The sequence below is a fragment of the Cryobacterium sp. HLT2-28 genome, from assembly GCF_004402495.1.
Taxonomy (GTDB): domain Bacteria; phylum Actinomycetota; class Actinomycetes; order Actinomycetales; family Microbacteriaceae; genus Cryobacterium; species Cryobacterium mannosilyticum.
Genome location: NZ_SOFH01000004.1, coordinates 1 through 13,551 on the forward strand (window position 1 = coordinate 1; position 13,551 = coordinate 13,551).

The 13,551-nt window shown below is 61.0% G+C and carries 10 protein-coding genes and 1 pseudogene; 5 read left to right on the forward strand and 6 right to left on the reverse strand.

Annotation, left to right across the window (positions count from 1 at the left end):
• Positions 1 to 720: 720 nt before the first annotated feature.
• On the reverse strand, positions 721 to 1,158 hold the full coding sequence (locus E3O48_RS00905) for a hypothetical protein (RefSeq protein WP_134536977.1): 438 nt from the start codon (positions 1,156 to 1,158) through the stop codon (positions 721 to 723).
• 365 nt (positions 1,159 to 1,523) lie between these two features.
• Between E3O48_RS00905 and E3O48_RS00910 the strand changes: the two genes are divergently transcribed.
• The 4 genes from E3O48_RS00910 to E3O48_RS00925 all read left to right on the forward strand — a co-directional run bounded on the left by E3O48_RS00910 (position 1,524) and on the right by E3O48_RS00925 (position 4,965).
• Positions 1,524 to 1,907 carry a hypothetical protein gene (locus E3O48_RS00910; protein WP_134536978.1) on the forward strand — a complete coding sequence of 128 codons (384 nt, stop codon included), beginning with the start codon at positions 1,524 to 1,526 and terminating at the stop codon, positions 1,905 to 1,907.
• Positions 1,908 to 1,972: 65 nt separating this feature from the next.
• The gene (locus E3O48_RS00915) at positions 1,973 to 3,013 is read left to right on the forward strand and encodes a YhcG family protein (protein WP_134536979.1); all 1,041 of its coding nucleotides are present in this window, start codon (positions 1,973 to 1,975) and stop codon (positions 3,011 to 3,013) included.
• Positions 3,014 to 3,364: 351 nt separating this feature from the next.
• Positions 3,365 to 4,090, forward strand: a complete 726-nt coding sequence (locus E3O48_RS00920; protein ID WP_134536980.1) for a helix-turn-helix transcriptional regulator — start codon at positions 3,365 to 3,367, stop codon at positions 4,088 to 4,090.
• 95 nt (positions 4,091 to 4,185) lie between these two features.
• Entirely contained in the window at positions 4,186 to 4,965 is a 780-nt protein-coding gene (locus E3O48_RS00925; protein ID WP_134536981.1) for a hypothetical protein, read from the forward strand.
• A gap of 392 nt (positions 4,966 to 5,357) precedes the next feature.
• Here E3O48_RS00925 and E3O48_RS00930 read toward each other — a convergent pair whose 3' ends face one another.
• Positions 5,358 to 6,320 (reverse strand): DMT family transporter, encoded by a 963-nt coding sequence (locus E3O48_RS00930; protein ID WP_134536982.1) that lies wholly within the window; start codon positions 6,318 to 6,320, stop codon positions 5,358 to 5,360.
• 515 nt (positions 6,321 to 6,835) lie between these two features.
• The gene (locus E3O48_RS00935; RefSeq protein WP_198412999.1) at positions 6,836 to 7,405 is read right to left on the reverse strand and encodes a Pr6Pr family membrane protein; all 570 of its coding nucleotides are present in this window, start codon (positions 7,403 to 7,405) and stop codon (positions 6,836 to 6,838) included.
• A gap of 616 nt (positions 7,406 to 8,021) precedes the next feature.
• Between E3O48_RS00935 and E3O48_RS00940 the strand changes: the two genes are divergently transcribed.
• Complete coding sequence (locus E3O48_RS00940; protein ID WP_134536983.1) at positions 8,022 to 9,617, forward strand: oleate hydratase; 1,596 nt, start codon at positions 8,022 to 8,024, stop codon at positions 9,615 to 9,617.
• Between the two features lie 270 nt (positions 9,618 to 9,887).
• Here E3O48_RS00940 and E3O48_RS00950 read toward each other — a convergent pair.
• From E3O48_RS00950 to E3O48_RS00955, 3 genes and pseudogenes are all read right to left on the reverse strand, one after another.
• Positions 9,888 to 10,487 (reverse strand): annotated as a pseudogene (locus tag E3O48_RS00950) (IS3 family transposase); the annotation flags it as partial.
• A 103-nt stretch (positions 10,488 to 10,590) separates the two neighbouring features.
• The gene (locus E3O48_RS17480) at positions 10,591 to 10,734 is read right to left on the reverse strand and encodes a hypothetical protein (protein WP_166788571.1); all 144 of its coding nucleotides are present in this window, start codon (positions 10,732 to 10,734) and stop codon (positions 10,591 to 10,593) included.
• A 425-nt stretch (positions 10,735 to 11,159) separates the two neighbouring features.
• Positions 11,160 to 13,463 carry a bifunctional diguanylate cyclase/phosphodiesterase gene (locus E3O48_RS00955; protein ID WP_134536984.1) on the reverse strand — a complete coding sequence of 768 codons (2,304 nt, stop codon included), beginning with the start codon at positions 13,461 to 13,463 and terminating at the stop codon, positions 11,160 to 11,162.
• Between the last annotated feature and the right edge of the window lie 88 nt (positions 13,464 to 13,551).

Sequence of the window (13,551 nt, forward strand, 5' to 3'; positions counted from 1 at the left end):
CTGAACCGGGCACTGACCGTACGCTGACCACAGGCATATTCTCACCAGCAGCGAAACGTTCGCGAATCGACGTGCGGAGGTCCACCATGAACGAAGAGATAACGACACCGGCATCTGGCGAAAGCGGGGCGTCTCAGTCTGCGAAGCCAGGAGAGCCGGACGCGGACAGCCCGGTTGGAGATATGTCAGTAGAGGGCGAAACCGAAGTAGGTCCGTACCCGTCCCTGACTCACATCGAAAATATGGAGCAGGCAGACCTGNTGCTGAGAACGCCGTCGAAAGAATGCCCAACAAAGACGAGTGACGGCACCCGGTCAACCCCGCCAAGCTGAAATCGGGTGACCAGTTCGCGACCGCCGACGATCGAAGGGCCGCTTACGTGCCTCGACCCCGATGGTGAACAGCTCATAAGAGAGAACGCTCATCAGGGGAAACCCACCGGGCCACAACGCGGACGCCGATGGCTACCAGCCGTAGGTAAGAATTGATTCCTTTCTCGCTGGAGCTCTATTCTGCAAATCCTGCAGGAGGCGCGTTGATCGCGTCGCCGGAAGGGTCCGTAGGATTCTTGGCAACTGAAGGGCCTTGGTTCCATTGGTGACCAATGAATCCGGTTCGTGACGCTCATCCCTGGAACTCGCGCACCGTCGTGTTCGGAGGACGACCGTGCCCGAGCTGCTGCAAGATTTCGACGAATTCCAGCGAGATAGAATACCCCGGTCACGCCTCCCGGTCGCGTCCTTCAAGCTCCTCCCGCGGCCAGGCGACGGTCGGGTCAGGGGCGCGAGCATGGTGTGTCGGGGCGTCGTCACGGAGTCTGGCAACTTCGCACCGGTCGGTGCTCTTTGAGATGGCGTAATACTCGTCCAGAGAATCTGAGTCGGTTTCGGTCAATTCGGCATCATCCTGGTTGTTCAGATGGGGAGCCTTGACGATGAGGAACTTATTGATCGCTACGCGGAGATGGACGCCGTCCCACTGCGCACCGTCGAGCGGTACGAATGATTTGGCCGACCCGGGTGTTTCCATACGCACGCTAGCCCACTGAGGAGATCGATGGACGGGGTGCACGTAGATTCGAACCAGCGTACCGATCTCATTGCCTTCGGCGTCGATCACAAGGGCGTCGCACAGGTTGTCGCTCGTAAAGTCGACCACGAATTTCCCTTCTCTGGGTCCACAGCAGAGACTTCTTCTGGGCCACCATTCCTTCCGCTCAGGAGGTGCTTTCGTCGGCCAGTGTAGGACGCCCATTCTTTCTCCACCATGGCTCGACATGACGTTACCGACGTTCAACATCGCTCGCGAAACGCATGCCAGTAGCCAGCAGCATCACAGTGAATTCGTGGATGTGCGTGTCGTCCGGGGCTGTAGGCGCAGCGCCTATCAGGAGAGTCCTATTCTGCAAATCCTGCAATAGATGCTTTACCAGTTGACATAATATCTATTATTGGTCATATTGGGTGGGGTTTTGGGTGGGATATTAACTGTCATTGGATCTGGTGCATCGGTAGGCTTTTTGCATGTCACTAACCACTCCCGGACTGCGGGCATACGAGTTTTCTATTCGTTCGGATGTTGCTGAGCTTGTCAGCCAGCTGCGTGAGCTCCTGGGCGCCCAACTGGTTGCCTATCTGGGTTCCGTAACGGAAACCCGGGCCGTGCGGCAGTGGGCCGACGGTGTCCGGAAGCCGCCGGCCGAGGTCGCGCGCCGGCTGCGGCTCGCGTACCAGGTCGCCGGGTTACTCGCCGAGCGGGACCAGCCGCCTGTGGTTCAGGCATGGTTCCAAGGGATGAACCCGCAGCTCGAGGACATCGCGCCGGCGCGACTCATCCGTGAAGGCAATCCGGATGAAATTGGCCCGCGAGTGCTGGCCGCTGCTCGCGCGTTCGCCGCCATCGGATAGGCACGAGTTTGTGTGGCGACCGTGCGCGCGACGATCACCGATCACGGCCGGGAGACAATGGGGCCATGGCCCGTGATGATGTTGCTCTGCCCAATGGATACCCCGAGTTCCTCGGCTCGCTCAAGCGCCGGGTCCGCGATGCTCAGGTGCGGGCGCAGCGCACGGTCAATACGCAGCTCATCGGGCTGTACTGGTCCATCGGTCGCTCCATCCTCGCCGAGCAGGAGAAGCAGGGATGGGGAACTGGGGTGCTGGGTCGCCTCGCCGGAGATCTGAGGACTGAATTCCCTCAGATGAAAGGATTTTCGCCTCGCAACCTTCAGTACATGAGGGCCTTCGCGGTCGCTTGGGCTGGCACAGAACCAATTGTGCAACAGGCTGTTGCAGGATTGCCCTGGGGCCACATCACTGTTCTGCTCGACAAGCTTGACAGCGCTGAGGGTCGCGAATGGTACGCCGTATCAGCCGTGAAGAACGGTTGGTCTCGCAACCTGCTTCTCAACCAGATCAAGAACCGCACCCTCGAACGGACTGGCTCGGCGCCGTCAAACTTCATCGCAGAACTGGCGCCCGAAGACTCTGATCTTGCCCACCAGATTGCCAAGGACCCCTACGTATTCGACTTCTTGGAGTTGACAGAGGATGCCGCTGAGCGCGACCTGGAACAGGCGCTCATGGACCGCATCGTCGACACCCTCCGAGAACTGGGCACAGGGTTCGCATTCGTGGGACGCCAGGTCCACTTCGACGTCGCCGGCGATGACTTCTACCTCGACCTGTTGTTCTTCCACATCGAGCAACTGCGGTACGTGGTTATCGAACTGAAAACCGGGAAATTCCAGCCCGAGCACGCCGGCAAGCTCAGCTTCTACGTCTCCCTCGTTGACGACAGGCTCCGCCGGGACGCCCATGCGCCCACGGTGGGCATACTCATCTGCGGCGACCGCAACGACCACACCGTCCGTTACGCACTCAGTCGGTCGGGCTCCCCCATGGCCGTGTCCACCTACACGTACGACTCCTTACCGCCCTCCGAAAAGCGCGCGCTGCCAGATGCTGACGAACTCACGTCGGCTCTTGGCTGGGACGAAGAAGAGCGGGAGTAGCTCGACTAATCCCGCAATGAGGTCTCGGTCGATGCCGGCGCCTCTGCGCCCAGGTGCACCTTGTGAGTGGCGGTGAGTCTTGTGAGTCTTGTGAGTGTCCCCCCGTTTCTGCCCGCAACGGCTGGTCGGCACGGGTCTTAGTGAGATCCTGGGCGCCCAGCTCGTCGCTTACCTGGGCGTCAGGATCTCCATTGCAGTGTTCGGGAAAATGTTCCTGTCCACTGGCAGCGGAAACGGTATGTTTCCGTCTTCCCACATCACCCCTTGACCATTGCATATGCGCAATGGTTTTCTCGTCCAGATGTTTGGGGATTCATTGCATATATGCAATGCTCTGCGTAGCATGGGCAGATGATCACTACGTCGGCGGCTTCGCTTGTCACTCGCATGCGCCTGAAGCGAGAGCTCAGTAAGACAGCGTTTGCTCAGCTCGTCGGCGTGCCCGCGTCGACGATCACCCGAATCGAGTCCGGCATCGTCGATCCGACCTACTCGATGCTGCAGAAGATCGCTTCCGGGGCCGGGTTCACGCTCTCGGGAACTCTCTCGGACGTGGGCAGCGATGCGCCCTACGCTGCGGCAGTGGAGCGTATCCAGAACGCCTCCAACGTCGAGAGGCGCCGTCTGGTGAGGAAGCTCGCGCAGACGGCCATACTCGCGCCGGTCACCAAACGCCCCGGTGTGCGTATCTTCTCCCTGGACCGTCCTATTGGCGATTTCGTCCAGTACCTGGAAGAACGGGGCGCGAATCCCATTGTCTCTTCTCTCGAGGCTGTAGCGGACGACATTGCTTCCACGCGGTCGTTCACCCCCGTCGTTTACGTGGAGCGGCCGGAAGATCTCGATGACCTGACCCCGATGTCTCCAACGGCACGGTCCAGCGTCATCGTGCTTCCGATCACCGAGAACGCGCGCAAATTCACCCGCTGGGTCAACGGCACTGCAATGCTCGCGCCGGAGTGGGGAATGCTCGACGCGCTCGCTTCGCCTGGCCGGCAAGCGGACGTTGCACGGACCTTCTTGCCGCAGCTCGCCGCGCGCGTCAACATGACCCGCGAAGCCGGAGCAGCGGCGTAGTAGCACTCGGACTCGAGGACGCCAGATATGGCGCCGAACGATCCCGGCGGCTTCTCATCACAACCATCGTGGCGTTGGGCGGCCACGCGGATGCCATGACCGTCGTCGGCGCGCATGCTGTCCACGTCTGGGTGCAGAAGAAGTGGGGACCCATCGATATGGAATCGACCAGAGACGGCGACCTTGCAATCAATCCTGTCCTCATCGCTGAGGACCCGAAGATCATGGAAATCATGGCCGAGATCGGGCTCGAGCCGGCACGCCCCGAACGCCCAGGGATCTACGGCTACGTCAGCGAACGAGGTCTGCCGTGGGACCAACGCACGACGGTGGACCTCCTCGTACCTGAAACCTATGCGGGCTCGAAAGGACGATCGGCTCGAATCCCCGGACAGAAAAGCGCAACGACCCGTGCGTATGGCCTCGAACTGGCAATCCACGACCGCACCCTGACGAAAATCTCGACTACCGATGGTGAGCCCGAACTCTCCGTTGACGTGCACGTTGCCGGCCCCGCGGCCCTGCTCATCGCCAAGGCACACAAGGTGTCAGAGCGGCTTGCCGACATTGAAAGACGTCCGGACCGTCTGCGCCCCAAAGACTCTGGCGATATAGCCCTTCTCATGATGGTCACCGATGGAACCGAGATGGCGGAGTCCATGATGAGACACGTAGCCCAGAGCCCAGAGATACGTGCCGTCGTCCATGACGGCGCTCATTACCTCGTTGAAATGTATGCCGCGGGCAACGACACGATCGTCCGCGAGCACATGGCCGACAGCTTGAGCGCACGATTCCCCGAATCCACCGTGTTCGATGCAATCGATGTCTGGCTCGCTTCCTTCTCCGCGAACTTCGACAGGTCGGTCGCCTAGCGATCTGGCTCCCCGCCGTACAGGAGAGCCTGGCTTGCCTGGCGATGAGTCATTTACTCCTCTATATAGAGCTCGATCAATCGGTGTTGCTCCCGGATTGATCCACGACTAATTCGGCGCGCGATGGCGAGGCGCTGGCGCATTTCACGCACCTGCACGCGAAACCTTGACGGGCGGGTTATTCGCGACACGCAGCGCAGCGAAGTCGCCACTGACGTGTCGTGGCGCGGATGTGTTCGTTTAGGGTCCCCCTTGCGGGCAGCGGACGTTCGCACACAATCTGGACTGTGGAGTGGATTGCTAAGTGGCGGCGATCTGCCATCGCGTTGTGGCGACGTTGGTAACTACTCGGTGTCGCACTGCGCTCCTGTCGAGTGCTCTGCTCTTTGTGATCAGTCGCGTTCAGAAAGACCAGCGGCCACGTCCTCGTGTGGGGGTAAGCCCGAACCGGCTGGACTCGAGTCGGTCGAGGGAGCTGTGACCGAGGCGATGGCGACGCCGACAAGCGCGACTGCACCGCCGAGTGCGGTAATTGCGTCGAATGGTTCGCCAAGTAAAAGGGCGAAAAGGTAGCCAAGTGCGGGAATTGCTGCGGTGAGCACGCCGGTGGCTGCGGCGGGAAGGCGTTCAGCGCCGTAGTTAAAGAGCACGAGAGTCGGCGCGGTGATTACGACACCGAGGACCAGCAGACCCCCAAGACCTCCCCATCCGCTCGGGATAGCGGCCGCACCGGCCGCCATCTCTGCGACGAGCCAGGGGAGCATGATCCCCGTACCCCACACGGCGGTCGCCGTCGCCAGGACGAGCGGATCAACGGCCCCGGCCGGCTGCCGACCGGGTGCACCCTTGCGGAGAAGCACTGTATAGAGTGCGTAGCTGGCCAAGCCGATGAGGCAGAGCAGCACGCCGATGTCCAAAGTGAGGCCAGCACCCGCCACGATGACGACGCCGGCGGTCGCGAGCAATAGTCCGAGGATCGTTCGGGGAGCCAGGCGCTCCTTCAGGATGAACAGACCGAGCAGGGCGGTCAGGGCGGGGAGCGCCGCGTTGCTGAGAGCGGCCGTGCCGGGAGTAGTGAACTCAAGACCGATGTTGGTCAACGAGTAATATATAGCAACACCGAGGAGCCCGAGCAAGATCGTGCGCGGGTCTCGGACGGTACGCGCGAAGAGTGGCCGACGTGCGGCGAGGGGCACGAGGACGATCAGGCCGATCGCGAACCGGCCGACCGAGAGCACGGCTGGTGACGCCGTTTTCAATACCTCGCCGCTGATTCCGAAACTCATCGACCACAACAACACGGCGATTCCGACGGCCACTAAAGGAAGGCGTCGATGAAGTGCGGTTTTGACCATGCGCGCAGTCTATTTCCGGACCAACGCTTACCCTGGTGTCTGGCAGCATGGACTTTGTTTAGAAGGGGGACACCCGATGCAATTGCAAAGACCGGCTTTTCCCGTGCTCCTCGCGTGACTGGGCGGTCCTGAATCCTCGGCATTCCGTCGCTGGCCCTCATCGCCCTGGCGGGGCTTCAGTTCGCGATCATGTCCCATTCGGGTATCGGAGAATCTTGCTATCAGAACTCCGAGCTAGGCAATCTGCCTCTGCCCTCAGCAGGCTGGACCGCGGATGGCGCACTTTCGTTTTTCCCTGTTGGGGTCCAATGCTCCTATTTCACGAGCGAGCATGAACTCCTTCTTGTACATACCCAGACCAGCGTGTGGGGTTGGGGAATCACGTTCGCCGCGATCCTCGGAGTCCTGGGCGTTGCGCTCTTTCTGGCCGCGCGGCTCGCCACTCGACGGTCCTGGCACGAATCCCTCTGAAGAATTAGACCCGGACCGTCCCGTTGAGGGTTCGGCTACCGCATCTACGCCAGTGCTGGGCTGCGGAGGGGGCGCAATCGACTTACTGTCCATATGACGGCAGCGAACACGACGGTGGCAACAGCGATAGCCAGAGCGTAGAGCGCGACGACGCCGTACCCCTGCGTCGGGTTCAAGAAGGGGTAAGGCACCCATCCGTCGGTAGCACCGCGGAGGAGCACGACCATGATCCACACGATGGGATAAATGAGGGCGATCCATATTTGGTTCCATCGGAGGGGGCTGCGGTCGCGGAAGATCACCCAATCGAGTGCTGCGTAGAGGGGCAGGATCACGTGCAGCACAGTGTTAGCCCATGCCAGAGAGACGCCCCCCTCGAGCCCGGCGAGTAGCAAGTTGTAAACGAATCCGGTAATCACTATGTAGGTTGTGGCACACCCGCGCGCCAACACCAAACGTGGGGACTGGCGTCTCGCGGAGATGGAGACGAAAGCGGAGACCGCCAGCACGATGACCACAATGATGTTGCTCTGCATCGTGAAGAAACCGAAAAAATTGAAGGGGTTGATCGTGGCGCGGGTGGCTGTGTCGAAGAATGTCGAGACAATCGCCATTATGCCCATTATTGCGACAGCAAGCCGAAGTGCAGGTACGAGATAGTTCACGTTTCGCCTCTAATTAGGGGTGCAAGTGTCAGAAAATCTGTGACCGGTTTGAATCCTAAGGGACCTCCCCTTCGTACACGGGATATTCCCGTCGTGGTGGCCAGCTATCGGACCGATCATTTGTGATGTCACCGCCGATGAGGCCCAGAGTCTGTTGCGGTGCGAAGTAACGCTGGCCCGGTGCGCGTTCGAGGTGGGTGTCTCCGACAGCCGCTGGGTTAACGGTCGGCAGCAAGCTGTTGCGTGCTTTCTCGCGCGGTGTGGTTCGACCGGTTTATGAGTCGAAGCCTCTTGATCAAAGTGACGGTCGTTCTCGTTGCGATGGTGATGCTGTGTGAACTTACCGTCCTGGCTGCCGCCTACGCAGCCCGCACCTGGCCGGCGCGTTTCATTGAAGATGAATCGTCCGGCATCCGAGGTGTTGTGTGCGCTTGGAATGAGAGCGTGGGTTCGTCGTTTTCCCCTGATCGGCGTAGCGTTTGTGGTACGGATCGAACCCGTGGCGTTGCACCTTGGGTCCGCCGCTATCGCCGGCGGCGCCCACGCCGTGGCGGGGAGGAACGTCATGACCGTCGATGCGAAGCAGACCCAGAACTGGATCGTCGGAGGTGGGATAGCCGGGATGGCGGTCGCCGCCTTCCTGGTCCGGGATGCTGGCGTGCCTGGCGAAAACATCCACATCCTCGAGGAGCTCACGATCGAGGGCGGCTCCCTCGACGGCGCGCAATCACCTGCCGCGCCCGGCGCGTTCGTCACCCGGGGTGGTCGCATGTTTGCCGAAGAGGTCTACCAGTGCACCTGGGACTTGTTCTCCTCGATTCCCTCGCTGGAGAACCCCGCCGTGACGGTTCGACAAGAGATGCTCACCTTCAACGCCCGGGTGCGCACCGAGGCGAACGCGCGGCTGATCGACAAGAACCATAAGATCCTCGACGCGGCCGACTACGGCTTCAACGCCACCGACCGTATCGAGATGATGCGGATGCTGGCCCTGAGCGAGAAGGCCCTTGGCGCCCGCCGCATCGATGAACTATTCTCCGAGCACTTCTTCCGAACCAACTTCTGGCAGATGTGGCGCACCACCTTCGCGTTCCAGAACTGGCACAGCGCGATCGAGCTGCGCCGCTACTTCAAGCGCTTTATCCAGGAATTCAGCCGGATGGATACCCTCGCCGGGGTGCGCCGCACGGTCTACAACCAATACGATTCGATGGCCGTGCCGCTGCAGCGTTGGCTGCTCGCCAACAACGTCGACGTACGGTTTGGCACCCGGGTTACGGATGTCGACTTCACGGATGATGTGAACGGCCGCCGGGCCTCCAAATTGTCCCTCGAAACCAGTTCAGGCCGGTCCACTCTCGAGTTGGGCGCCCACGACTACGCGTTCATCACTCTCGGGTCGATCACCTCGGATACCCGCTACGGCGGCAACGACACGGTGCCGGCACTCGTGCGCGACCGGGTCGACCATGGCTGGTCGCTCTGGGACGAAATCGCCAAGAAGGCCGATGACTTCGGTCGGCCAAACACTTTTTACGGCAACGTTGACGAGAACAAGTGGGAGTCGTTCACTCTCACCATGCACGGCGACACCCTACTCAAACGGATCGTGGAGTTCTCCAACAACGACCCGGGAACCGGGGCACTGATGACCTGGGTGGATTCGGGATGGCTGATGTCGATCGTCGTCCCATACCAGCCGCACTTCCCCAACCTCCCGGAGGATACCAACACGCTCTGGGGTTACGGCCTGCTGATCGACGACGAGGGCGACTACGTGAAGAAGAAGATGTCGCGGGCGACCGGGCAGGAAATCCTCACCGAACTCGTGCATCAGCTCGGTTTCGAGGACATCCTCGACGAGGTCCGCGCCACCACGGATGTCACGACCGTCATGATTCCGTATGCCTCGGCCCTGTTCAGCCGCCGGGTGCCGGAGGACCGTCCGAAGGTCGTGCCGGCCCGCTCGACCAACTTCGCGTTCCTCGGCCAGTTCACCGAACTCCCCAAGGACACCGTGTTCACGGTCGAATACTCGGTGCACGGCGCCATGCATGCGGTCTATGAACTCTTCGGCGTCGACAAGCAGATTCCGCCGATCTACCATGGCCTGCTCGACCCGAAGGTCGGCGTCAAGACCCTAGAGTCCGCCTTCCGATGACAGCGCGTCGGCCGGTGGCCGACAGCAGCCCGCTTGCCTTGGTGATAAATACCCAGGATCGGGTTGATCGACCCGCGGCCAATTCAAAGAGCGCGATCTTCGGCGCCCAGAGGTGAGCACGAGAGCTCGTTTAACAGTTTCTGGTGGGCGATGCCGTCGCCGCGGGCGATGACGAGCCTTCGTGCGAGGTCGTCCATCTGGAAGTCGAACCTCCCCCACCGGGTCGTATGGGACTGCCCCGAGTTCAGTTGACTCAAAGGGTTAGGGGTTTCAGGCGGCTTTGAGGGCCATGTTTATTGGCTCAAACTCGACTGGGGTGAGCTTGCCGAGTCGGCGTTGCCGGCGCTTGCGGTGGTAAGTCCGCTCGATCCAGACCACCATCGCCAGGCGCAGTTCCTCCCGGGTTGACCACCGCTGCCGATCGAGGACGTTCTTCTGCAGCAGCGCAAAGAAGGACTCCATCGCGGCGTTGTCGCCGCAGGCACCGACGCGGCCCATCGAGCCGGTGATGCCGTTGTTCTTTAGCACGCGAACGAAGGCGTTTGAGCGGATTTGGGACCCGCGGTCCGAGTGCAGGATCGTGCCGTCGATGGTGCGCTGGCCGATCGCGTTCCGGGCGGCTGCGACGGCCAGGGACGCCTTCATCCTGGAGTCGATGGAGTAGCCGACGATCTTGTTCGAATAGACGTCTTTGATCGCGCAGAGGTAGATCTTGCCCTCGTCGGTGCGGTGTTCGGTGAGCCAGAGCTGGTTCGGGCGTGTCGCCGTGAATTTCCGCTTGACGAGGTCGTCGTGGACGGGCGGGCCGGCCTTGCGCGTGAGGCCGCGTGAGATCCCGAAGTCCTTCGCGATCTGATGCAGCCGGGCTTCGTGCTTCCGGGCGACCGCGACAACATCGCGGCGGAACTCGGGTGGGTAGGGCTTGGGCATGATGACATCTTTCCAGCGAAGACGAATCTCCACAGGTCAGGAGTCAACCAAACCGGGGGCAGTCCCTATCGTCCGCGCGACGGATATCGTGGTTGATCTCCCGCACCCGTTCCTCAATCGCAGCATTCAACTCGCTCAGCATCGTGAAGACATCCTCATCGAGATAGCCGATGACGCGTTTGCTCACGACATTCACCGAAACGACAACGCCTTATGCGTTGTCGTTTCACAGCAGAGCAGTACGCAGCCCGCCAGCGCTACCGTGTTCCCAGAAACGTGCTACCAACTCGCCGGACTGGCACTACCATCTGGCGCTACTCGCCATCGAATCCGCCGTGGCCGTCGATCAAATCCTGGGCGTATTCGGGAACGGCTCCGTCGAGCCCGATCGATGGGGCTCAAAGGGGAACAGGTGCGGATGCCCAGTCCACGACGTCAGTGCCAGGCGCGTTGAGAACAATCCATCCGAGCGACTAGTAACGAGTGGCGCCGGTGGGCGCAGGGCGAGACGCAACGTGGTTCACGGCACTCCTCAAAGAGGGTTTGAGGTCACCACGGTGTCCGAGGCTGGTCGGGGCGCGGGTGCTCGGGAATCCGCCGCGAGACTTGAGGTCAGCTCGATTTGAAGGCCGCTTTGGCGGGTCCCTCTTGTCTGCTAGCGAACCACTCATCCAGCTGTGCTGCGGGGACTGGTCGAGACATGAAGAATCCCTGTGCGGCGTCGCAGCCGAAAACGGCCAAATCCGTGTAGGCAGCACTGTTCTCGACGCCTTCAGCGACCATGCGCAGGCCGAGACTATGGGCAAGATCAATGGTTGAGACGACCAGCGCTGTCGCTCGGGGGTTGCCGGCCATGGGCATGACAAATGATTTGTCGAGTTTGAGTTCGTCGATGGGGAGGTCACGCAGGTACGCCAAAGAGCTGTAGCCAGTGCCGAAATCATCAACAGCGATCCGCACGCCCGTGGCCCGTAACCGTGTCAGGATTGCGCGGGCACGGTCCCGGTCGGTCATCAAGAAATCTTCGGTGATCTCCAATACGAGGACCGAGGGTGATAGGCCTCGGGCGGCGACCATGGAGCTGATGCGTTCGGGCAGGGCCGTGTCGATCAGTGAGCTGGCCGAGATGTTTACCGCCATTGTCAAGAGTTGGCCCTGCGCGTGCCAGATTGCGGTCTGGTCTAGTGCTTTCTCAAGAACGATTTGGGTCATGGTGTGCATAAGCCCGCCTTCCTCGACCAAGGGGATGAAGTTGTCGGGTTGTAACTGTCCTCTCGTGGGGTGGTTCCAGCGGACGAGTGCCTCCACTCCGCAAACGTCACCGGTGTGGAGGTCGATTTTAGGTTGATAGTGGAGGATCAACTGGTCCTCGCGGAGGGCCCGACGCAATTCCTCCAGCGTGCGGAGTCGAGCTTCGCCGTGGCTGTCGTCATCGTTTCGGTAGATGTGGTGCCCGCTGCGGGTTGTTTTCGCCTTGTACATTGCCATGTCGGCCTTGCGCATGAGCACGGTGAGATCCTCGCCCTGCTCGGGGTAGATTGCGATTCCGATACTGGCGCTTGCCTGAACTGTGATCCCCTCAAGAGTGAATGGCTGTGCCAGCACCGCACGCAGGTTCAGTGCCACAGCCTCCGCTTGATCAGGGCCCGAGCTGTCGAGGTGGATCACGAACTCATCCCCGCCGACGCGCGCGAGCAAATCTGTCGGGCGGAGTTGCCCTGACAGTCGCGCAGCGACTTGGATCAGGAGGCGGTCACCGACATCATGTCCGAGGCTATCGTTGACCTCTTTGAACTTGTCGAGATCGAGCAGCATCAGCGCGCTCTTTCGGCGCAGATCGGCCGAAAGACGTACGGGGACGTCAGCGGAGATGGCCCGCCGGTTTGGCAGCCCAGTAAGATCATCGGTCCGTGCTTGGCGATGGGCGTCAGCGATCCGGATTCGCTGCCGAAACACCAAAGGCAATGCTGCCAGAGTCAGCGTCAGGGCTGCTGGGACCACAGCGAGTGGCGAGATCCGCAGCTGGGTGGTGCCCAGAATCAGAACGCCGAGGCTGGCGGCGGTCGCGATCGTTGGCACCGTCTGGACGTGAATTGACCACGCTGAGGGGTTCTTCTTCTTGTCGGAACGGGCCTCCCCATCGACCCATGATGCGATCAGGGCGAGACCGAGGGCCCAGCCCGCGTCCAAAGGTGTCCCCACCACGTAGATGCCGTTCAACTCCAGTGACGCATAAATGACATCGGTAGCAGCGAAGGCCACCAATCCAAGCACAAGAAACGCCCAGCCCTGAGCAATTTTCTTGCCTTGAGACGCTCCGATCCCTACAAACACGGACACCAGCAGCAGGTCGAAAAGGGGGTAGGCGATTGCGAATGCTGTGGCTGGTGAGCCGGGGACGTCGAGGGCGGACTTTATCATTGGGTCGAGCAGCACCGCCAGCACGGCAGCCGCGCCCAGGGATCCCACGGTACTATCCAAAATCACGAGCCAGCCCAACCCCCGGATCTGACGCATCGCCAGCACGGCCAACGCCCCCAACATCAAGGGGTAGAAACCCAGGAACCCGATATCGGCCAGCGACGGATACGGCAACGCCACTCCCCCGGCCGTCGCGAGAACGAAGTACGTGTCTCCGACAGCGAATGAAGTCACGGCGGCCGAAGCCAGTAACACGTCAAAGCGTCGAAATTTGGTTCTCCATGCTCCTAGACAGCACACTGCAACGGGAACCCATACGGTCAGAAGTCCAAGCCAACCATCTACCAGTGGGCTGAAATCCACGCCAGTTCTGATCATTAAGCCGACCACGTAGCTCACCAGGGTCACCCCCAGCACCCAGAGGGGCCACCCACCTGATCCACCGATCACACCGGGCAAAACGTTGGCATGCTCCGTGCGTGTGTTCGCCAGCATCGGTTCCCATCTCTTTGCACCAACCTAGCGGCATCGATCGCCCACAGATGGACCCGAATCGGCAGCCGGCATTGCAAACTGTCGACGA